We start from the raw sequence: 25,003 nt of genomic DNA, 5'->3' as shown, positions 1-25,003 counted from the left end.
TGTGCAGCCTCAGAAAGAGGCGAAGAAGCCGCCAAAACAGGGGCGAAATTTGGGCGAAAACGTAGACATTTCCAGACTTTTCCAGACATTTATACAGAAGCGGAAATGGCATTCCCACTATGTCTACAGAGGTTTGAGAATGTTTAAGACAAGAGGCAAGAATTTCTGTATAATCTGCTTTTGCGCCAATAGGAAATGCTATGCGTCTACTTCAAAAAGCACTCACATTCGATGACGTGCTGCTCGTCCCAGCCTACTCCAACGTTCTGCCCGCCGATACGTCCCTCAAAACTCGCCTGACCCGCAATATCACCCTGAATATTCCCTTGCTGTCCGCAGCCATGGATACGGTGACGGAAGCCCGTCTGGCCATCGCGATGGCCCAGGAAGGCGGCATCGGCATCATCCACAAGAATTTGAATCCGAAGGACCAGGCACGTGAAGTGGCCCGCGTAAAGCGTTTCGAAGCTGGCGTGTTGCGTGATCCGATCACGATTCCGCCGGAAATGAAAATCCGCGACGTGATCGCCCTGACGGAGCAATATGGCATCAGCGGTTTCCCTGTCGTCAAAGGCAAGGAAGTCGTCGGCATCATCACCAACCGCGATTTGCGCTTTGAAAAGGAACTCGACGCGGAAGCTTCCGCCAAGATGACCCCGCGCGAAAAACTCGTGGTCGTCAACGAAGACGCCGATACGGCCGAAGCCAAGCGCCTGATGAACAAGCACCGCCTCGAGCGCGTGCTGGTCGTCAACGACGCGTTTGAACTGCGCGGCCTGATCACCGTCAAGGATATCCAGAAATCGACTTCCCACCCGTTCGCGTCGAAAGACAGCCAGGGCAAGCTGCTGGTCGGCGCTGCTGTCGGCGTCGGCGCCAAGGATGAAGAGCGTATCGACCTGCTGGTCGCCGCCGGTGTCGACGTGCTGGTGGTCGACACGGCCCACGGCCACTCGCAAGGCATCCTCGACCGCGTACGCTGGATCAAGACCAAGTACCCGCAGGTGGAAGTGATTGGCGGCAACATCGCTACCGCCGCCGCCGCCAAGGCGCTGGTGGAATACGGCGCCGATGCCGTCAAGGTCGGCATCGGTCCTGGCTCGATCTGCACCACGCGTATCGTCGCCGGTGTGGGCGTGCCGCAAATCACGGCTATCTCGAATGTTGCCGAAGCACTGGAAGGCACGGGCGTGCCATGTATCGCCGACGGCGGTATCCGCTTCTCGGGCGATATCTCGAAAGCGCTGGCCGCTGGCGCCTCGACCGTCATGATGGGCTCCATGTTTGCCGGTACGGAAGAAGCACCGGGCGAAGTGATCCTGTACCAGGGCCGCAGCTACAAGTCGTACCGTGGCATGGGTTCGCTGGGCGCGATGTCCGATGGTTCGGCTGACCGTTATTTCCAGGACGCCACCATGAAGGCCGACAAGTTCGTGCCTGAAGGTATCGAAGGCCGCGTTGCCTACAAGGGCAGCGTGCTGGCGATCATCTTCCAGCTGGTGGGCGGCGTGCGTCAATCGATGGGTTACTGCGGTTGCGCCACCATCGACGAACTGCGCGAAAAAGCGGAATTCGTGGAAATCACCTCGGCCGGCATGCGCGAGTCGCATGTCCATGATGTGCAGATCACGAAAGAAGCGCCAAACTACCGTTCAGAGTAATTAGCGACAGACCAGACCGGCGCCTAGTGCGCCGGTTTTGTAATGACCTCAGATAAAGTCCCCATCATGCATTCTAAAATCCTCATTCTCGATTTCGGTTCCCAAGTCACCCAGTTGATCGCCCGCCGCGTGCGCGATTCCGGCGTGTTTTCCGAAGTCTTCCCGTATGACGTCAGCGACGAATTCGTGCGCAACTATGGCGCCGCCGGCGTGATCCTGTCGGGCAGCCACAATTCGACCCTGGACGGCGATTCGCCGCGCGCGCCGCAAGCCGTGTTCGAGCTGGGCGTTCCCGTGCTGGGCATCTGCTACGGCATGCAAACCATGGCGGCCCAGCTGGGCGGCAAGGTGGAAAACGGCCTGGTGCGTGAATTCGGCTACGCCGAAGTGCGCGCCCGCAGCCACACCAAGTTGCTCAACGGTATTGCCGACTTCGTCACCGACGAAGGCCACGGCATGCTGAAAGTGTGGATGAGCCATGGTGACAAGGTGCTGGAAATGCCGCCAGGCTTCAAGCTGATGGGCAACACCCCGAGCTGCCCTATCGCCGCCATGGCCGATGAAGAGCGCCAGTTCTACGGCGTGCAATTCCATCCGGAAGTGACGCACACGGTGCAGGGCAAGGCCATGCTCGGCCGTTTCGTGCATGAAATCTGCGGCTGCAAGTCGGACTGGAACATGCCTGATTACATCAGCGAAGCGGTGGAAAAAATCCGCGCGCAAGTCGGTACCGATGATGTCATCCTGGGCCTGTCCGGCGGCGTCGATTCGTCCGTCGCGGCAGCGCTGATCCACCGTGCCATCGGCGACCAGCTGACCTGCGTCTTCGTCGACCACGGCCTGCTGCGCCTGGACGAAGGCAAGATGGTGATGGACATGTTCGCCAAGAACCTGGGCGTGAAAGTCATCCGCGTCGATGCGGAAGAGCAGTTCATGGGCCACCTGGCCGGCGTCACCGACCCCGAGCAAAAGCGCAAGATCATCGGCCGCGAATTCGTCGAAGTCTTCCAGGTCGAATCTGGCAAGCTGGTCAATGCCAAATGGCTGGCGCAAGGCACGATTTACCCGGACGTGATCGAATCGGCCGGCAAAGGTAAAAAAGGCCAGACCATCAAGAGCCACCACAATGTGGGCGGCTTGCCGGACACCATGAAGCTGAAATTGCTCGAGCCGCTGCGCGAACTGTTCAAGGACGAAGTGCGTAAACTCGGCGTGGCCCTGGGCTTGCCGCATGACATGGTCTACCGCCACCCATTCCCGGGCCCAGGCCTGGGCGTGCGCATCCTTGGCGAGGTCAAGAAAGACTACGCCGACCTGCTGCGCCGCGCAGACGCCATCTTCATCGAAGAACTGCGCAACACGCCGTATGAGCCGGTCGTGGTTCCTGGCTTCGACCAGGATAGCGTGCCGACCAACTGGTACGAAGCGACGAGCCAGGCGTTTGCCGTCTTCCTGCCCGTCAAATCGGTGGGCGTGATGGGCGATGGCCGCACCTACGAGTACGTGGTGGCCCTGCGCGCCGTGCAAACGCAAGACTTCATGACGGCCCACTGGGCGCACCTGCCGCACAGCTTGCTGGGCAAGGTCTCCAACCGCATCATCAATGAAGTGCGCGGCATCAACCGTGTCGTCTACGATATCTCGGGGAAGCCGCCGGCGACCATCGAGTGGGAGTGAGTTTCCTCTAGGAAACTTCAAATGCCGGAATGACTGAGTAAGCCAAAGCCCTGTTTTTACAGGGCTTTTTTATGCTATAGATGTTGGCTTTCATTGTCTGCTGTGCTGGCACAAGGTCGCGCATCTGTTTACTAGTGGTAATTCGATAGATGAAAGACAGTTACCAAACAGGTAAAGTTCTCAAGAAATAAATAAAATTGCCATACAGAAATAATTATTTTATAATCTACTTAGGAAAATAATTACGTAAGGCAACATATGCACCTGCGCTTGACGCCATGGTGCGGTGTATTTTTGTTCAGTGGCACCCTGTGTGCCGCCGTGTCCGCGCAGACCCGTCCCGAAATTGCACCGCCCCTTCCCAACACGCCTGGCGCCAGCCAGCGCGACGATGCCAGCCAAGAATTGATACGCCAGCAAGAACGTGAGCGCCTCCTGCGCCAGCAGCAGGAGCGCAATCCCGACGTGCGCCTGCTCGAGACGCCGGCGGCCGTGTCCGCCAACCGCTTGCCCGCAGGCGAGTCGCCGTGTTTTACGATTGACCAGCTTGTGTTGCGTGGCGAGGACTCTGCGCAGTTCCAGTGGGCGCTGGCCGCCGCCGTGCGCGACGACCTGGGCGCGGTTGACGCACCGCTGGGCCGCTGCCTGGGCACGCAAGCCATCAATGTACTGATGGGGCGGCTGCAAAACGCCATCATCGCGCGCGGCTATGTCACCACGCGCGTGCTGGCTGAGCCGCAGGATTTAAGCAGTGGCACGCTGGCCTTGAGCCTGATACCGGGGCGCATCCGCCAGATCGGCTTTGCGCCCGGCACCAATCCCCGCGCCACCTGGTGGAACGCCGTGCCGGCGCGGCCGGGCGACTTGCTCAATGTGCGCGATACGGAGCAGGCGCTGGAAAACTTCAAGCGCGTGCCGACGGCCGAAGCCGACATCCAGATCATGCCGGCCGAGGGCGGCAACGCCAAGCCGGGGGAGAGCGACCTGCAGATTCAATGGAAGCAGGGCTTGCCATTCCGCCTGGCGCTGGGCCTCGACGATGGCGGTTCGCGCTCGACCGGCAAGCTGCAGGGCAGCTTGACCCTGTCGTATGACCATTGGCTGACCCTGAACGACCTGTTTTACCTGAGCCTGAACCAGAACGTCGACGGCGACCGCAACGGTCCGCGCGGCACGGCCGGCATGGTGGCCCACTATTCGATTCCCTACGCCTACTGGCTGCTGGCCTTCACTGTCAGCGACAGCCGTTACCACCAGTCCGTGGCCGGCATCAGCCAGGACTACAACTACAGCGGCGCCAGCCAGAACAAGGAAGTCAAGTTGTCGCGCCTGGTGTACCGCGACGCCTCGCGCAAGACGACGGTGTCCTTGCGCGGTTGGCAGCGCGCCGCGCAAAACTTCATCGACGACACGGAAGTGGAAGTGCAGCGCCGTCGCATGGCGGGCTGGGAGCTGGGTATCGGCCACCGCGAATTTCTGGGCCAGGCCACCCTGGACCTGAACCTGCAGTACCGGCGTGGCACTGGCGCAATGGACGCGCTGGCGGCGCCCGAGGAAGCGTTTGGCGAGGGCACCTCGCGCATGCGTTTGCTGCTGGCCGACGCGGCCCTGTCGACGCCGTTCACGCTGGCCGGCCAGCCGCTGCGCTACACAGGCAGCTGGCGCATGCAGCACAACCGCACGCCGCTGGTGCCGCAAGACCGCTTCGCCATCGGCGGACGCTACACGGTGCGCGGCTATGACGGCGAAAGCAGCCTGTCGGCCGAGCGTGGCTGGCTGCTGCGCAACGAAGTCGGCGTACCGCTGGGCAGCAGCGGTCAGGAAGCGTATGCGGGCCTCGACCATGGCGAAGTGGCGGGGCCGTCCGCCGCCTGGCTGATTGCCAGCAACCTGACAGGCGCCTTCGTCGGCTTGCGCGGCCAGTGGCTCGGCGTGCAGTACGACGCCTTTGTCGGCTGGCCTGTGCGCAAGCCCGACCTGTTCCGCACGGCCGGCCATACGGCCGGCTTCAGCCTGAACGCCAGTTACTAGGACGCCGCCACCCGCCAGCCGTTCTTTCCCCCTTTATCGCATCATTTAGTTGTCAGTAGGATATTTCATGAACAAGAACCTGTACCGCATCATCTTTAATAAACGCCGTGGCCAACTGATGGTCGTCGCCGAAAACGCTTCTTCGCAAGGCAAGGCGGCCAAAGGGGAAGGTGGCCTGGACAGTGGCGTGTTTGGCGGTGATGGCGGTGGCGGGATCAATGGCAAGTTGCGGCCGCTGGCCTTGGCGATATTTGGCGCGCTGGGCATGGTGGCCTTTGTGGCTGGCCCGGCCATGGGGCAGATCGTGGCCGACCCGAATGCACCGGGCAGGCAGCGTCCGACGGTGGTGCAAAGCGCGAATGGCGTGACGCAGGTCAACATCCAGACACCGAGCGCGGCGGGCGTGTCGCGCAATACCTACAGCCAGTTCGACGTGACGACGAATGGCGCCATCCTGAATAACAGCCGCGGCAATGTGCAGACGCAGACGGGCGGCTGGGTGCAAGGCAATCCATGGCTGGCGGGCGGCAGCGCACGCGTCATCCTCAATGAAGTCAATTCTGCCAACCCCAGCCAACTGCGCGGCTATGTTGAGGTGGCGGGCCAGCGCGCGGAAGTTGTCATCGCCAACCCTGCCGGCGTGGCCGTCGATGGCGGCGGTTTCATCAATGCCAGCCGGGTCACGTTGACGACGGGCACGCCTATCCTCAATGGCGGCAACCTGGACGGCTATATGGTGCAGCGCGGCGTGGTCACCATCAACGGGCGCGGCCTGGACACCTCGCTGAGCGACTACACGGCGATCCTGGCGCGCGCCGCGCAGATCAATGGCGGCATCTGGGCGCAGGAACTGAAAGTGGTCACAGGAACTAACCAGATCGATGCGGCGCATGGCGTGGCGGGCGCTGCGTCCGGCGTAGGGCAGGCCCCAGCCTACGCGCTGGACGTGGCGCAACTGGGCGGCATGTATGCGGGCAAGATCACCCTGATCGGCACGGAAGCGGGCCTGGGCGTACGCAATGCGGGCGTAATGGCGGCCACGGCCGGCAACCTGGTACTGCAATCGAATGGCTGGCTGAGCAATAGCGGCAATATCCAGTCCGCAGGCGCGGGCAGCCAGAGCAGCATCGCCGTTACGGGCGACGTGGCCAACAGCGGCACCGTGTATGCGGGCGGCGACAGCCAGGTGCAGGCGCAGGGCAATATTGCGAACAGCGGCGTGATCGCTGCCCAGGGCAATGTCAAGGTGCAAGCCACGGGCGCGGCAGCGCGCATCGATGCCACTGCTGGTTCGGTACTGGCGGCTGGCTTGAATCTGGACAATACCTTGGCCGCCAGCGGCAAGCTGAGCGTTTCTGCTGGCGCCACCATTGCCGTGCATGGCACGGCGGTCGCGGGCGGCGACAGCAGCCTGTCGGCGCGCCAGCTGGACCTTGCTGGGGCGCAGGTTTCTGGCGGGAACGTTAGCCTGGGCGCTAGCGCCGGTGACCTCGACGCCAGCCGCGCGCAGGTCAGTGCACGCGGACGCCTGCAGCTGGACGCGGCGCAGACCGTGCGCAGCGATGGCGGACAACTGACGGGCCAGCAACTGGGCGTGAACGCGCACGACCTGTCGAACGTGGGCGGCCAGCTCATGCAGCTGGGTAGTGGCGATCTCGCCATCAGCTTGCCGGGTGCGCTGGACAATACGCGCGGCGTCATCGCCACGAACAGCCAGGCGCTGCGCCTGCACGCCGCCAGCCTGAGCAACCAGGACGGGCAAATCCAGCATGCGGGCACGGGCGCGCTGGAGATCGGCGCGGCGCAGATCAACTTGCAGCGCGGCAGCATCATCAGCAACGGCGCCATGGCGCTGACGGGCGAGCAGGTCGACCACCGCGATGCCCGCACGGTAGCGGGGCAACTCAGCATCAATGCCGGTAGCTTGGACAACCGGGGCGGCAGCCTGGCGCAGAGCGGCCAGGGAGTGACTGGCGTGCAGGTGCGCAACGGGCTGGACAACCGCGGCGGCGCGCTGGAAAGCAATGGCGCTTTGAGCGTGCAGGCGGGTCATGTACAAAATCAGAAGGGCCGTATCGTCTCGGGCATGGACCTGGCATTGTCCACTGGCGCGCTGGACAACACCGAGGCGACCCTGGCTGCGGGCCGTACACTGCGCCTCGACAGCGGCGACGTCAACAACACGCGCGGCCAGATCCAGGCAGTGGCGGGCGATGCGGCCTTGACGGTCGCAAAACTGAACAATACGGCCGGTAGCGTGTTTGCCGGTGGCAACCTTGCCACCTGGGCCAGCGAAGCGCTGAACAGCGGCAACCTGTATGCGGCCGGCAACCAGGCGCTGCAGGTGAGTGGCGCCGTCAGCAACAGCGGCGTCATTGCCGCGCAGGGCGACAACCGCATCGACGCCAGCCGCATCGACAGCACCGCTGGCAGCTTGCTGGGCGCCGGCATCCGCGCCGACGGCAGCCTGGCCGGCAGCGGTCAGCTGCAGCTGACGGCTGCGCAAGCGATCGCGGCCCACGGCCAGAACCTGGCCGCCGGCAAGACCAGCATGCACGCCACCGCCATCGACCTGAGCGGCAGCCAGACGGGCGGCGCGGCCATTGATTTGAATGCCAGCGCGGGCCATGTCGTCACCGATAACGCGCTGGTGACGACCACCGGCCTGCTGTCCGTGGCGGCGGCCGGCAGCGGCCAGGCCCTGTCGAACGTGCGCGGCACCCTGAGCGCGGGCCAGCTGGACCTGAAAACGGGATCGCTCGACAACCGCGGCGGCACCCTCATCCAGACGGGCAATGGCGACACGGCATTGCAAGGCAGCACCCTGGACAACACGGACGGGCGCATTGCCGTCAACAGCGCCAAGCTGGCACTGCAGGCCGACAAGCTAAGCAATCGCGACGGCAGCATCGAACACGCGGGCACGGGCAGCCTGCACATTGAAGCAGCGCGCTTCGATGACGAACGGGGCAAGATCACGGGCAATGGCCGGGTCGACATCCAGGCGGAGACGATCGATCACCGTCATGCCGTTACTTCCGGGCAGCAGGTAACACTGCAGGCCGGCCAGCTGGACAACAGCGACGGCACCCTGCAGCAGACGGGGGCAGGGCAGATGCGCGTGGACGTGGCGCAAACGCTGGACAATACGCGTGGCAACATTGCCGGCAATGGCAGCCTGCAGCTGCAGGCTGCTGTGCTGGACAACAGCAAGGGACGCATCACCTCGGCCGCTTCGGCTGATATCGCCAGCAAGGGTGCGCTGAAGAATACGGATGGCGTGATTGCCGCCACGCAGGCGCTGCAGTTGGCCGGTATCGGAATCGATAACACGCGAGGCGTATTGCAGGCGGACAATTTGCGTCTCGATGCGACGACCTTGCTGAACCAGCAGGGGACGGTGAGCGCTGGCACGGACCTGACGGCGCGCCTCAGCGCAGACGTGAACAATGCGGGCCTGCTGTACGCGGGCCGCAACCAGCAACTGACGGTGGGTGGCTTGCTGAACAACAGCGGCTCCATCGCCTCCGTCAACAACACGACGATTTCCGCTGGAAAAGTGACCAGCAGCGGCCTGCTGGGCGCAGGCATCAAAGCCGATGGCAGCCTGGGCACGGCGGGTGATCTGACCATCAATGCCGATGGCATCGTGCAAGCGAGCGGGCAGAACCTGGCGGCGGGCAGCGCTGTGCTGAAAGGTGATTCCATTGATTTGTCGGGCAGCCAGACGGGCGCCGCCAACATCGCCATCACCGCGCGCAGCGGCGATGTATTGACGAATAAAGCCGTCATCTCGGCCAGCAACGTGCTGGCCATCACGGCCAATGCAAATAATGCCCAGTCCCTGGTGAATACCCAGGGCCAGCTGGTGGCAGGGCAGTTGCAGCTGAACGTCGCCAATCTGAACAACGCTAGCGGCGAGATCGTGCAGACGGGCGCGGGCGATACGATCATCACCACAGGCAAACTGGACAACACGGCTGGCCGCATCGCCGTGAACAGCGCCAACCTGGCCTTGAACGCGACGGTCTTGACGAACATCAATGGCAAACTGGAACACGCGGGTGCCGGCATCCTGGCCATCCACGCGGGCCAGTTCAACAACCAGTTTGGCAAGATCACGGGCAATGGTTTGGTCGATATCACGGCAGCCACGTTGGACCACCGCAATGCGACCACTGTGGCCAATCGGCTGACCGTCAACGCGGGCAGCCTGGACAACCGCGCCGGCAGCCTGGCGCAGACGGGCACAGGCTTGATGACGGTCGCGGCCACGGGCCAGCTCGACAACACAGGCGGCAAGATCGAGGGCAATGGCGATGCGCAGGTCAAAGCGGCTACCTTGCTGAACAACACAGGCCGCATCGTGGCGGCGCAGGATGCCGAACTGCAGATAGGCAGCCTGGACAATACGGAGGGCATGATCGCGGCAGGTCGCAACCTGGTATTGGGCGGTGGCGACATCGACAATACCAAAGGACAATTGCAAGCCGTGGCGGGCAACGCCACCATGAACGTGGCGAACTTGAACAATGCGGCAGGTAGCGTGTTTGCCGGCGGTAATCTGAGTACCACGCTGGATACTTTGAGCAACACGGGTAGCCTGTATGCGGCAGGGAATCAATCTCTTACGGCAAAAGGTGCCGTCACGAACACGGGTGTGATCGCGGCGCAGGGAAACACCAGCGTCACGGCAAACAGTCTTGACAGCGGCGCAAGCAGTCTCATTGGTGCGGGTATCAAGGCCGATGGCAGCTTGGGTACGGTAGGCGACTTGACGGTGAGCACCACGCAAACGCTGGTCGCGCATGGTCAGGTTCTGGCTGCCGGTAGCGCCAATCTGACAGGCGCCAGCATCGACATCGGCGGCAGCCAGACCAGCGCCGCGAACATCGGCCTGACGGCAGTACAGGGCGATGTCAGCACGAATAAAGCCGTGGTAACGACGCCGGGCGCGTTGAACATCACGACCAGCGCCACCTTGCACAACACGGAAGGTGCCTTGCAGGCGGGCCAGCTCGATCTGCACGTAGGTAATCTTGACAACACCAAGGGCACGGTACTGCAAACGGGTACGGGTAATACCATCATCCAGACCAGCAATCTGGATAACACGGCAGGGCGCATCGCTGTCAACAGCAACAATCTGACCATCGATGCGACCACGCTGACGAACCGTGATGGCAAGATCGAGCATGCGGGAACAGGCATCTTGTCCGTGCAAGCGGGCGTGCTGGACAACAGCAAGGGCCGCATCACGTCCGCCGCCTCGGCGGAGATTGTCAGCAAGGGCGTGCTGAAGAATACGGATGGTGTGATCGCCGCCACCCAGGCGCTGCAGTTGGCAGGTATCGGAATCGACAACACCCGAGGCGTATTGCAGGCGGACAATTTGCGTCTCGATGCGGCGACCCTGCTGAACCAGCAGGGCACAGTCAGCGCCGGCACGGACCTGACGGCAAAAGTGAGCGGTGACCTGAGCAATACCGGTCTGCTGTATGCAGGCCGCAACCAGCAATTGACGGTGGGGGGATTGCTGAACAATAGCGGTTCGATTGCGTCGGTGAATAACACGAATATTACTGCTGCCAAAGTGACCAGCAGCGGCTTGCTGGGCGCCGGCGTGAAAGCCGATGGCAGCCTGGGTACGGCAGGAGATTTGACCATCAATGCCGATGGCGTGTTGCAAGCGAGCGGCCAGAACCTGGCGGCGGGCAGCGCGGTGCTGTCCGGCGAGGCCATTGATCTGTCAGGCAGCCAGACGGGGGCGCGCAACATCGCCATCACCGCACGCAGCGGCGATGTCCTGACGAACAAAGCCGTGATTTCCGCCAGCAACGTACTGGCCATCACGGCCAATGCGAACAACGCACAGTCGCTGGTGAATACCCAGGGTCAGTTGGTGGGTGGTCAGTTGCAATTGAATGTGGCGAACCTGAACAACGCCAGCGGCGACATCGTGCAAACGGGCACAGGCGACACCATTTTCACCACAGGCAATCTGGACAACACAGCCGGCCGCATCGCCGTCAACAGCGCCAACCTGGCCCTGAACGCGACGGTCTTGAAGAACATCAATGGCAAGCTGGAGCACGCGGGTGCGGGCGTTCTGGCCATCAACGCGGGCCAGTTCAATAATCAGCACGGCAAGATCACGGGAAATGGCAAGCTTGACATTACTACAGTCACCCTGGATCACCGCAACGCCACGACCGTGGCGAACCAGCTGACGGTCAACGCCGGCACGCTAGACAACCGCGCCGGCAGCCTGGCGCAGACGGGCACAGGCTTGATGACGGTCGCGGCCACGGGCCAGCTCGACAACACAGGCGGCAAGATCGAGGGCAATGGCGATGCGCTGGTGAAAGCAGCTACCTTGCTGAACAACACAGGCCGCATCGTGGCGGCGCAGGATGCCGAGTTGAACATCGGCAGCGTGGACAACACGGATGGAACGGTCGCGGCTGGCCGTCATCTGGCATTGACCGGTGGCGACATCGACAATACCAAAGGGCAATTGCAGGCTGTCGCTGGCGATGCGACCTTGAAGGTTGGCAAGCTGAACAACACCGCGGGCAGCGTGTTTGCCGGCGCCAACCTGAATGCCACCTTGGCTAGCCTGAACAATACCGGCAGCCTGTACGCGGCCGGGAATCAATCCCTGAACGCCAGCGGCGTCATCGTCAACGCGGGCGTGATCGCGGCGCAAGGCAATACCAGCCTGATGGCCAACAGCCTCGACAGCAGCGCAAGCAGCTTGATCGGCGCGGGCATGCAGGCCGATGGCAAGCTGGGCACGGCTGGCGACCTGACGATCAGCACTACACAAACGCTGGCCGCGCATGGCCAGAATCTGGCGGCGGGCAAGGCGGCCCTGACGGGCGCCAGCGTGGACTTGTCTGCCAGCCAGACCGGTGCAGCGACGATCAATATCACGGCACGCACTGGCGACGTCAGCACGCATCAAGCCGTGGTCAGCACGCCTGGCGCCTTGACGATCCATGCGCACGATACCTTGCGCAATACGGAAGGGCAACTCAGCGCCGGCCAACTCGATCTGCACGTGGGTAAGCTGGACAATACCAAGGGCACATTGATACAGACGGGCACGGGCGACACCTTCATCCAGACGGGCAAGCTGGACAACAGCGCCGGGCGCATCGCCGTCAATAGCAATGACCTGACCCTAGGCGCGGCCACCTTGACGAATGCGGGTGGCAAGATCGAGCATGCGGGTGCAGGCACTCTGGCCATCACGGCGGCCAACTTGCAGGGTGCCGGCGGCAGCATCATCGGCAATGGCACCGTCGATTTCAAGGCCGGTCTGTTCGACCATGCCAACGCCACCACCACGGGGCGTACCCTGAGCGTACAGGCTGATAGCCTGAGCAACCGGGGCGGTCATTTGCTGCAGACGGGCGCGGGCGGCATGACGGTCGCCGTCACCGGCCAGCTCGACAATACGAGTGGGGAAATCGCCGGCAATGGCGTGTTGTCGGTGCAGACCGGCAACCTGGACAACAGCAAGGGCAAGATCACCTCGGCCACTTTCGCCGACATCGTCAGCACTGGCGCACTCGTCAATACCGACGGCGTGATCGCGGCAGCGACCGATCTGCACTTGGGCGGTGCCATCGACAATACGCGCGGCTTGTTGCAGGCAGGCACTGGCGCCTTGAGCCTGGACACGGCCAGCCTGCGCAATGCGCAAGGCACGCTCAGCGCGGGCACGGATATCACGGCCAAGGTCAGCGGCGACGTGCTGAACGCTGGCGTGCTGTATGCGGGGCGCAACCAGACCCTGGACATCGGCGGCTTGCTCAGCAATACAGGCTCGCTGGCTGCCCTGGGCAATACGACGATCACGGCGGGCAGTCTGAACGGTAATGGATTGCTGGCCGCAGGCATGCGCGCCGATGGCAGCTTTGCCTCGGCTGGCGATCTGACGGTGAAAACGGGCGGTGCCTTGCAGGCTGCTGGCCAGAACATGGCGGCAGGTCAGCTGCAATTGACGGGCGCATCGGTCGACGTGGGCGGCAGCCAGACCAGCGCGGCGAATATCGGCTTGACGGCCTTGACGGGCAATGTGACGACCAGCAAGGCGATCGTATCGACCAATGGTTTGCTGGCCATCACGGCCAATGCCGCCAACGGGCAGGTACTGGCCAACCAGGGCGGCAGCCTGAGCGCCGGGCAGTTGGCCATGCGCGTTGCCAACTTGGACAATACCAAGGGCACCTTGATACAGACGGGCGCCGGCGATACGGTCATCGAAACGGGCAAGCTGGACAATACGGGCGGGCGCATTGCCGTCAACAGCGCCAATCTGCGCCTGCAGGCGGGCGACCTGACGAATATCGACGGCAAGATCGAACATGCGGGCAAGGGTGTGCTGGACATCCGCGCCACGAATCTGTATGGACAGCGGGGCCAGCTCACGGGCAATGGCGCGCTGCAGGTGGCGGCCAATTACATCGATCACCGCAACGCCAGCCTGCTGGCGCAGCAGGTGGGCGTCTCCGCCGGCATCCTCGACAATCGCCAGGGACAGATCACGCAGCTGGGCACGAGTGCGGCAACGGTACTGGCCAGCACGCGCCTGGACAATAGCGGCGGCAAGATCGAAGCGAATGGCAATGTGCGCGTGGAAACGGGCGAGTTGCTCAACGACCATGGCCGTATTGCGTCCGCGCAGGACGTCAATGTGGCAGCGACGGGCAAGCTGGACAATACCGGAGGCGTGATCATTACCGGGCGCGACCTGACAGTGGCCGGCGGCAAGGTGCACAATACGCTGGGCCAATTGCAGGCGGCAGGCGGCAATGTGCAATTGAGCATGGACGAACTGCTCAATGAACAGGGCAGCATCGTTGCCAGCGGCAATCTGACGACGACGGCAGGCAGCGTGCGCAACAGCGGCAGCCTGTTTGCCGGCGGAGAACAGGTGCTGAAGGTGAGCGGAGCGTTGGAGAATGCCGGCGTGATCCTGGCCCAGGGCAACAACACGATCAGCGCCAATAGCGTCAACAGCGGCGCGGCCAGCCTGATCGGCGCGGGCGTGAAAGCCGATGGCAGTTTGCAGGACAGCGGCAATCTGCAGGTCACGGCGCAGCAGGCGCTGGGCGCCCACGGGCAGGTGCTGGCGGCGGGCAATGCCATTCTGGGCGGCGGCAGCGTCGACCTTGGTGGCAGCCGCAGTAGCGCCGCCAATATCAGCCTGACGGCCAGCGTGGGAGACGTCAGCACCAGCGGCGCCGTGGTCACCACGCCGGGAGCCTTGACGATCAAGACCGGTGCGAATAACCAGACCTGGAACAACCAGCGCGGCGATATCAGCGCCGGCCAGCTGGCCGTTGGCGTGGGCAACCTGAACAACCAGCAAGGCAGCATCGTGCAAACGGGCACTGGCAACACCGTCATCGAGCTGACATCGCCAGCGGGCGCGCTGGACAACACGAGCGGCCGCATCGCCGTCAACAGCGCCAATTTGACCCTGAAGGCAGCCACCCTGACGAATACGGATGGCAAGATCGAGCATGCGGGCAGCGGCACCTTGAACCTGCAAGCGAACCAGCTGAACGATCTGCGCGGACAGATCACGGGCAATGGCGCGCTGGTCGTGACGGCCGGGGCGATCGACCACCGCAACGCCAGCACCATCGCGCAGCAACTGAGTGTGACGGGTAGCACTCTGGACAATGGCGGCGGCAACCTGACGCAGCTGGGTAAAGGCGATACCAGCATTCAATTGACCACCAGTCTGGACAATCACGGCGGCACCATCGCCAGCAACGGCAACACCAGTATCGTCGCACCGACCCTCAACAACCAGGGCGGCAAGCTGCAGGCGGCCGGGAGCGCCAACCTGACGGTGACGGCGAACAATGTGCTGGACAACAGCCATGGCGGCGCTATCGCCGGTGGCGGCAATGTCGTGCTGGGCGCAGGGAATCTGCTGAACCAGGGCGGCAGCGCCACGGCGGGCGGGCAGCTGACGGCGAACGTGGCGCAGGCATTGAACAATGCGGGCGGCTTGCTGGCCGCCACGGGCAATATGACTGTGAACGCGGCCAGCGTCGACAACAGCGCTGGCGGCAAGCTGGCCTCGGTACAGGGCCAGTTGCAAATGATCTCTACCGGCGCCACCATCAACAATGGCGGCACCCTGCAAGCGGGTGGCGACATCATCCTGCGTAACGGCGGCCTGTCGAATGTGCAGGGAACTATAGCGGGCGCGAACGTCACGCTCGACACGCATGGCCAGCTCTTCAACAACACGCAGGGTACCCTGGTGGGCGCAGGAACCGTCAACTTGCAGACGGGCATCCTGGACAACGATGGCGGCTTGCTGCAGTCGGGCGGCGCCATGGTCATCGACACGCACGGCAACGCCTTGCTCAACACCAATGCGGGCGCGTATGCAGTGCGCCATCCCGGCAGTGCCGGTGGCATCAGCAGCGGTGCCGGCCTCAGCTTGCAAACGGGCAGCTGGAACAATGCGGGTGGCTATCTGGGCGCGGCAGGCAACATCGCGGGCAGCGTGGGCCAGCTGGATAACCGTGGCGGCCAGATCGTCGGCAAGTCGGCGCTGGACCTGACCCTGAGCGGCTTGCAAAACCAGGGCGGGCAAATCCAGGTGCTGGGCAATATCGGCTTGAACGCCGGTGGCGGCAGCATCAACAACCAGCAAGGCTTGATCCGTTCCGGCGCTGCCGTCACGTTGACGGGCGGCGCGATCGACAATGCCAGCACCCTGGGCGCGAACCAGGGCATCGAAGGCGTGCATGTGACTTTGAACAGCGCTAACGTCAGCAATGTGCAGGGCGCGGTGCGCGCCGATGGCAACCTGGCGATCAACAGCGCGGGCAGCGTCAACAACACACTGGGCATGCTCAGTGCCGGTGGCGCGCTGACGCTGCACGATAGCGGTCCTGGTCGTGGACTGGCCGTGACCAACACGGGCGGTACCATCATCGGTGGCGTGCGTACCGATATCCGCGCGGGCAGCCTGAGCGGCGACGGCAAGGTGCTGTCGCAGAAGGATCTGGCGCTGGACCTGGCCGGCAACTTTACGCTGAACGCAGGTGCCGAGATCATGGCCAATGGCAATGCGGATATCACCATTGGCGGATTGCTGACCAATGCAGGGAAGGTTCAAGCGCGTACCACCCTGACCCTGGGCGCGGCGAATTTCGACAACGCGGCCACGGGCGACCTTAATGCGGGCACAACGCGCGTCAACGTCGGCGGCGTACTGAACAACCGGGGGGTGATCGACGGCATCAGCACACAACTGAACGTGGGCACGCTGAACAACGTCGGCACGGGCCGCATCTATGGCGACCATCTGAGCATAGCCGGCGGCACCGTCAACAATGACGTGGAAGGCGGCGTGGCGGCCACCATTGCCGCACGTGACCGCCTCGATATCGGCGTCACCAAACTCAACAACCGCGAACACGGCCTGATCTTTAGCGGCGGCGACATGGCCATTGGCGGCTATCTGGACGGCAACCGCACCGCCACGGGTTGGGCGGAATCGGTGACGAATGCCAGCGCGACGATCGAGGCGTTGGGGAACCTGGATCTGAGTGCGAATCAGGTCAATGTCCTCAATAACCATCTGGTTTTTGATGCTGGACGGGAAACGACAGAAACAGTAACCGAGTATCAGATATATGGATCCGCGAACAGGTATCGCGAAGGTACTCCGGGATTGAAAATTGTTATGATGTTGCATCGACCCGGCGAGTTATCCAGTTTAGAGACTCCAGACGGTGCAATTTCAGTCCTCTTCTTTCGTCGGGATATAACTCGAACCATTTATGAAAGTGCGATAGTTAGTTCTGATCCGGGACGAATTATTGCAAGTAACAGATTAAAGATTAATTCAAATTATGTATTAAATGACAATAGTCATATTATTGCTGGTGGTGAGCTGGCAATGGATCGTGTAGTTTTGCACAACAAAACTACACGAGGGGGGGGAAGTATTCACGAAAAAGGTGTGTCTTACTTTATTAGCCCTACTCGCGGTGGCGGTGGACAGGAGACGCTTATTGAAAGCACACCAATTAATACAACTGAGAGTTTTCCATCGGCCAATATTGACACGGCTCGTAACGAGCAATTTACGGCGCCGGGTGGCCAGGGTACCCGACCTGCCAATGTGGCAGCAGCTGGCGTCAGCACTGGGGCGGAGCACATAGGGAATACATCTGCAAGTATTAATACGTCAAATGTTGTCTTGGGTTCGGTCGGGGTTGGAAACGCCAGCAATGTGAGTGGCAAGAAAATCGCTCACGTCGATGGGGGAAGCACTATCCAGAGAACTGACCGCGCTGGTAATTCAACCGTAGATGCGGCCATCGGTGTCGCTCCGGCCAACCAGCTCAAGGCAGCGAAAGGTGTCGCCGCCGATACTGCCTCTGAATTGAATCATGCATCGGCTGTGGCGGCGGGTCTTATTGCAGGACAAAGCGCAGCGCTGGCATCCGGTAGTAAAGGTATGGCTGGCAGCACGCGCACGGGCGATGCGGCTCGCACTGTTGCCGTTGACACGGTGTCCAGCGCGCGTGTTGATGCTGCCAGCGGTGCTGGCCAGCATGGCGCAGGCGTTGATGCGTCCTTGTTATCTCGCTCGTCTGTGGGTTCGGTCACGGTGGTATCAGGCGGCAATGGACCCGGTGGCGCCGCTCATGATGGCGCCCTCGGCCGGGCAGGCGAGATCGCAACGCTGGCGTCGACTGCGCTGGCTGGTGTCAACGGCGCGCAAGCAAGCGCCGGCACGGGGTTGAAGCCGCTGAAAGACGTGGCTATCGCAGCTTCGACAGGAAGTGCTGCACACGCAGGTGCTGTCGGTGGAATGGGGCAGGTGCGCATGAATGGCATTACTCAGGTGAAACTGGGCAATCCATCCACGCGCGCACAAGTGGTGCGGACCACTGGTTCATCGCTGCAGATTCCGAACGCCAGTCTGTATAAAGTGAGCTCTGCACCATCGTCCCGTTATCTTGTGGAAACGGATCCGCGCTTTGCCAGCTATCGGGAATGGACGGGTTCCGACTATCTGCTCAACCAGGTAAAAAACGATCCATCCGTGACGCAAAAGCGCCTCGGCGATGGCTTCTATGAGCAACGCCTGGTGCGCGAGCAAGTTGCCGCGTTGACGGGACAGCGTTTCGTCGGCGACTACAGCAACGACGAACAGCAGTACAAGGCCTTGATGGATCAGGGCATTGCCTTTGCCAAGCAGTGGGACCTTCGTCCCGGCATTGCGCTGACAGCGGAGCAAATGGCGGGGCTGACCAGCGATATCGTCTGGCTGGTGGAACAGGAAGTCGTTCTGGCCGACGGCAGCACGCAAAAAGTGCTGGCGCCGCAAGTGTATGTGCGCGTGCGCGAGGGCGATATCGATGGCCAAGGGGGATTATTGGCCGGTAAGGAAGTCAATCTGAATCTCGAAGGCGATTTGACCAATAGCGGTACGATTGCCGGACGCACGATCGTCAAGCTGAATGCGGAAAATATCGACAACCTCGGTGGGCGCATCACGGGCGATGCCATTTCTGCCAATGCCAGGACGGACCTGAATAACATCAGCGGCACCATTTCCGCCAACAGCGAACTGCAAATCACTGCGGGCAGGGATATCAACGTGAAGACCTCCACGCTGGCATCCAGCAGCAATGATGGTAAAAACAGCTACAGTCGTACCACTCTGGATAAGCTGGCTGGTCTGTATGTCACTGGCAATGGTACGGCCGGCAGCGGTAATTTGCTGTTATCTGCCGGGCGCGACGTGACTATCGCGGGTGCTTCCGTCGTGAATACGGATACCGGTGGCGGTATTGGTATTGCAGCCGGCCGTGATATTGCCGTCACGACGGTGAGCAGCGGTAGTGAGTTCAAGTTGTCAGGTCCTGGGCAGCGGCATACGACCGACACGTCCAGCAAAGAGACCGCCAGTACTATTTCATCTGCCGGCGATATTCGCCTGAGTGCCGGTGATAATATCCAGCTGAAAGCGGCAAATGTCCAGGCAGCGGAAACGCTCCAGCTATCTGCGGAACGCAACATCGATATTGCGACGGCACAGGATACAGAAACGCGTCAAAGCTGGTATGGCAGCAGCTCGACCAAGAGTGCCACCCAGGGCAGCGAGCTGGGCGGCAAGCAGATCGTCATGCTGGCTGGCAACGATATTAATAATGTTGGCGGCCAGGTGATCGCGACAGACAAGCTCATCGCCGGTGCGGGTCGCGACATCAATGTGGTCACGACCACGGTCAGCAACGCCAGCTCGAAATGGGCGGGCAACAGTGAAACCAGCACCGTCGTCGACAAGGTCGCCGGCATGTATGTGACTGGCACGGGCGAAGGCAATACGCTGATCGTGCAGGCGGGCCGTGATATGACGCTGACTGGCGGCGTCATCGCCAATGCCGCTGCAAATGGCCAGACCAGCCTGATCGCGGGCAATAACCTGACCCTCAATACCGTCGCCGTCGCCTCGACCCACGACGAAGTGCGTAACGCTAACAATTACCGCAAAGAAAGCAAGACCGGCGAAGTGGGCAGCCAGATCATCGGCGCCGGCAATGTCAATTTGCAGGCGGGCAATGACTTGCTGGCCCGCGCTGCGAATGTGCAGGCGGGCGGGGCGCTGGGTCTGGTGGCGGGCAATGACATCAGCCTGGTCAATGGCGTGGCCACCGACAGCCTGGATGTGGCAAGCAAGGTCAAGAAGAGCGGTACTTTCTCCAGCAAGACCACGACCACGCGCGATCTCGTGCAAACCAGCACGGCGCTGGGGACTTCATTGACGGGCAATACCGTCGATATCGTCGCCGGGCATGATTTGAAGGTGGCGGGTTCATCGGTACTTGCGCACGAAGCAGCCAACTTAATTGCGAAAAACGATATCAGCATCGAGTCCGTCGGACTGGACGGCAAGGAGATTCACTCCAAGCAAGTCAAGAAGAGCGGCACCTTTGGCCTGAGCAAGTCGCTGACCAGCCAGGCCGACGATGGTCGCACCGTTACCCAGGCGGGAAGCGCCGTCAGTGGCGGCAGTGTGACGATGGTGGGCGGGCGCGACGTCGCCATCAAGGGCAGTACGGTGGTAGCCGATGGCAACATTGACTTGACCGCCTTGCGTAACTTGAGCATCGTCAGTGCCGAGAACGACAAGGACACGACGTCGAGCAGCTTCAGCAAAAAGTCCGGCTTTATCGGCAGCATCAACCAGCCAGCTTTTGGTACGGTAAAGACCACCAGCGATGGTAAGAACTCGGGCGTGGCGCAAGTGGGCAGCCAGATTGCCAGCCTGGGCGGCAATGTGTCGCTGCGCGCGGGCGAGACGTATACGCAGACGGCCAGCGAAGTGCTGGCGACCGGCGCGGGCGCGAATGGCGGCCTGCCTGGCGATATCAGCATCGTGGGCAAGAATGTGCTGATCAAGGAGGCGTATAACAGCAATGCCAGCGAGCAGCACACGACCTTCAGCAAGGTGGCCCTTGGCGGTACGGTCAACGTGCCGATTGTCGATGCCGTGAAAAGCATCGGCAGCCTGGCGAAGGCAGCCGAACAGACGAAAGACTCGCGCATGCAAGCCCTGGCGGCCGTGACTTTGGCATCGAAGGCCACGGATCTGGCTGGCATGGCTGCGAAGGGATTGACCAACACTGCTGGCATCAAGATCAGCGTCAGCCTGGGCAGCAGCAAGAGCGAAAGCGAGATGCACCAGAGCAGCAGCACGGTGGTTGGCAGCGCGGTCAATGCAGCCGGTAATGTCAGCATCGTTGCGACCGGGGCAGGGGCGGGCAGCGACTTGACGGTGGCCGGCAGCAAGATTGGCGCGGGCGGCAATCTTACCTTGTTCGCCGACGACAAGATCAACTTGCTCGCGGCGCAAAATACGGCGACGCAAACGAGCAAGAACAGCAGCAGCGGTTCCAGCATCGGCGTCGGCTATACCTTTGGCGGCACGCAGAATGGTTTCAGCCTCGATATTGCGGCAAACCAGGCGCGCGGCAAGGCTGATGGCACGGATAGCTATTACACCAACACCTATGTGACAGCTGGCAAGACGGCGACCATCATCAGTGGCGGCGATACGACCTTGCAAGGCGCGATCCTGGCGGCAGATACGGTCAAGGGTGCCATCGGCGGTAACCTGAACATTATCAGCCTGCAGGATACAAGCACGTACGCCAGCAAGAGCAGCAGCGCGGGCTTCAACATGAGCTTGTGTATTCCTCCGTTCTGCTATGGCGCCAGCAGCGTCGGAGGCAGTGTCTCGAAGAGCAAGGCCAAAGGCGACTTTGCCAGCGTCACGGAACAAAGCGGCATCAAGGCGGGCGACGGCGGCTTCCAGATTAACGTTGCCGGCAATACCGATTTGCAGGCCGGCGTGATTGCCAGCAGCGGCAAGGCCATCACGGATGGCAAGAACTCGCTGATCACGGGTACGTTAACGACGAGCGAGTTGCAAAACAAGGACCAGCATTCGGCGAGCGGGTTTAGCTTGAGCGGGTCAGTTAGTGGGAAGTTAGGTGACCAGAGTACGGCAAGCACTGCCAAAGACGAGGCCGCAGCGGGTGCGAAATCGGCGCCAGGGGGTTCTGGAGGTATTGGTAACGTATCCGGTAGCCAGAGCAGCACGACAAGCTCGGGCATCAGCGGCGGCACTATCTTGATCACGGACGCAGAGAAGCAACAAGCGCTGACGGGCAAGACGGCGGCGGAAATGCTTGCTGAACTGAACCGCGATGTCAGCAGCGAGAAAGATAGCAGCGGTGCCTTGAACAAGGCGTGGGACGGCAAGAAGCTGGAGAAGGAAACGCAGGCCCAGATGGCAATCACGGCGGCGTTCGGTTCAATGGCTGCGAAGGAGATCGGGGATTATGCTGACAAGAAAATGAAAGATGCCAGGGATGTGGGCGATCTGGCGGAGGCCGCGAAATGGGAGGAAGGCGGGGTTTATCGTGTTGCTGCGCATACGGCGGCCGGTGCACTTGCGGGAGGTATCGGTGGCGCGCTTGGCGCTGGGGCCAGCGCTGCGGCCATGCCCAAGATTGGTGAGATGATCGACGGTATGGATCTGCCTGAACCCGTCAAGCAGGCCTTGGGTGCGGCGGCAGCCACGTCGATTGGCGTTGCTGCCGGAGGAGGGGCTGGTGCGGCGACAGCATTTAATACCGATGTCAATAACCGGATGCTGCATCCGGGTGATCGCCAAAAAGCAAAGGCCTTAGCTGAATTAAGCAAGGGTAAATATACCGAAAAGCAAATATTGGACGCTATGCGCTATTCGGGGTTGCGTGACGAGGCAGGCAATATTGTTGTTGCTGAAAATACACAGGAAACCTTCGTTAGGAACGTCGATATTAGAACGGGAAAGACGATACAAGAGACATTAGCGGCTGACAATACTATGTCTTTGGTGTCTGTTCACGGGGACCAAGTCACCTTACTTGAAAAAGCTCCGACTCGGCCGAGTAATGACTTGATGGCCTACATTACTGCCAATACTGGTGGTAAGTCCAGCCCCTATGTATTGACACCTGGACCCACCTATGTAACGAGTCAGTCCTTGCCAACGGCACCTGAAGGTACGAAGCGCGTGACCATGACTGTCGACGGAGCGGTGTACTTCCCCCTTGTCGCTCCGTGTCCAGCGGTTAGCTGCACCAATGGTGATCCTATTGCTAATGCCATACCAGATGCAGGAACCAAAGCTTACAATGAAGCTGTTGCACGTAAAACCGAGAGGGAAGTTGAAATTTTTACGGCGGTACTTGGCTTAGGCGGCGCAGCTATTCGTGGAGCAGGTGCCATTGTCAATTTAGCGACGAAGACAAGTGTTGTGGCACGGGGGGGCGAGCTGGCGGGATTAAGTAGCGTAAACGCGGCAGCAGCGGATGGATTTGCTCCGTTTAGAAGTAAGTTGGGATTCGACTTTGAAACCAATCTAACTCCTACACCCAATGGATCGTTTATTTCTCTTTCTTCACGCCAAGTAGTCTTAGAGGATGGATCAATTGTCTTGCAAAAGAGCGGCGCACCGGCCAGTGAATTTAGAGGTACTTTTAACTCAAAGACTGGGAACCTAAATGTCGACTGGATGGGTAGTGCGCAACAGGGGAACGGCCTCGGGACGGAAATGATGTCCCGTGCGGTTGAGAACATTGGACCTTCCAACGTAAGATCAATATCGGGTAGATTGGATGAGTTGAATAAGAGTTTATTTAATGAGTATTATAATGAAATTGGATATGATGTTATGCAATCGATATCAAAAATACCAGCCGGAAAAATACGAAAATCAATAGGCTATGGCGATTTGCAATATTCGAATGGAGTTATAACGGGAAGCAAGAAATGAAAAAAGAGAGCATGGTAAAAGAAGAATTGATAGACAAATTATTGAAAATTGATGGCTCTATGGAGTTATATAAATTGCTGATGGGTATTTCTGATTTTAATCGTGAGAGAGATAATGTTGATTACTCTTTGGGGGAGGCTAAGTTAATTTCAGCAGCAAGAAATCATTTGTCATTTGTGGCAAAATTTGGAAATAAAGAATCTCACGTAATTGTTGGTGAGAAACACTATTTTTCTTATCCTGATAAATTCAATGAATGGATTCAGGCAGGTGCTCCGGGGATTTTTATTGAAGAACTGGAGCTTTGTTTGAGTACTAAAAGCAGTAGCATCGGCAGATAATGTAACGGCGGGCGAGATGGCAAACTCGATAGCAACATTCCCAAAGAGGGGGCGGGGTCAGGTCCGACTTTAAGAGGGAGCGGAAGGGGGCGGGGTCAGGTCCGACTTTTGTACACGGTCTCAACCTTTGCCGTCGTGATCGACAGCAAGTTGCGCTTTATTAAATGCCAATACGGCCCGACTGACTGTCTTGCTCGAGACGTGAAAAGCGGTGGCGATGTGGGACATGGTAAAAGCGGTAGACAGATAAGCGCGTGCCATTGCCTCGTCTCTGTCGCGATAGCGGACCTGATATTGCGCGAGTGACAGTGTGACCGCGCGGCGCTGCTGCCTTGGCGTATCTTTGAAGGAAGGGGGCGGGGTCAGGTCCGACTTTTGTACACGGTCTCAACCTTTGCCGTCTTGATCGACAGCAAGTTGCGCTTTATTAAATGCCGATACGGCCCGACTGACTGTACTGCTCGAGACGTGGAAAGCGGCGGCGATGTGGGACATGGTAAAAGCGCTTGACAGATAAGCGCGTGCCATTGCCTCGTCTTTGTCACTATAGCGGGCTTGATATTGCGCTAATGACAGTGTGACAGCTCGGCGCTGCTGCCTTGACGTATCATTGAGTGCATTGGACCGCTGCGATTGCTGATGTGCCGAAACGAAAGCGTCATCGGCCAGGAAAATCTGGTGACCGGTTTGAACAAGCGGATTTCCTCTTCCGTTCCGTCCGCGACAAACTGGCAATGACGGGTTTTGCTGGTGAGGGTATTTTTGAGGGTATCGGCAACTGAATGGTTTGGAAAGCACTGAAAAATCAGGCGCTTAGCCAGCTCATTGACCATCGAGTGGGAATAATCTCCCATCCGGCAGCGTAAGCTAATACCAGATCAATGAAGCAGCTAAGCGTCTGATTC

Annotated in this window: 5 protein-coding genes; all 5 read left to right on the top strand. The window is 60.5% G+C overall.

The genetic code is table 11. From position 1 onward, the window contains the following. The first annotated feature begins 200 nt into the window (after positions 1–200). The 5 genes from guaB to SJI03_RS11000 all read left to right on the top strand — a co-directional run bounded on the left by guaB (position 201) and on the right by SJI03_RS11000 (position 24,098). Entirely contained in the window at positions 201–1,661 is a 1,461-nt protein-coding gene (guaB, locus tag SJI03_RS11020) for an IMP dehydrogenase (RefSeq protein WP_099377100.1), read from the top strand. A 66-nt stretch (positions 1,662–1,727) separates the two neighbouring features. Beyond that, positions 1,728–3,338 carry a glutamine-hydrolyzing GMP synthase gene (gene guaA / locus SJI03_RS11015; protein ID WP_035818203.1) on the top strand — a complete coding sequence of 537 codons (1,611 nt, stop codon included), beginning with the start codon at positions 1,728–1,730 and terminating at the stop codon, positions 3,336–3,338. A 258-nt stretch (positions 3,339–3,596) separates the two neighbouring features. Further along, positions 3,597–5,369, top strand: a complete 1,773-nt coding sequence (locus SJI03_RS11010; protein WP_322427213.1) for a ShlB/FhaC/HecB family hemolysin secretion/activation protein — start codon at positions 3,597–3,599, stop codon at positions 5,367–5,369. 67 nt (positions 5,370–5,436) lie between these two features. Next, positions 5,437–23,757: a hemagglutinin repeat-containing protein gene (locus tag SJI03_RS11005; protein WP_322427212.1), complete on the top strand. Its 18,321-nt coding sequence runs from the start codon at positions 5,437–5,439 to the stop codon at positions 23,755–23,757. Next, positions 23,754–24,098, top strand: a complete 345-nt coding sequence (locus SJI03_RS11000; RefSeq protein ID WP_322427211.1) for a hypothetical protein — start codon at positions 23,754–23,756, stop codon at positions 24,096–24,098. The genes SJI03_RS11005 and SJI03_RS11000 overlap by 4 nt, the downstream gene beginning before the upstream one ends. The last annotated feature ends 905 nt before the right edge of the window (positions 24,099–25,003 follow it).

The sequence above is a fragment of the Janthinobacterium sp. GMG1 genome (assembly GCF_034427795.1).
GTDB lineage: Bacteria > Pseudomonadota > Gammaproteobacteria > Burkholderiales > Burkholderiaceae_D > Janthinobacterium.
Note: the sequence above shows the minus strand (reverse complement) of the source record. Positions and strands in the feature narration are given on the sequence as shown.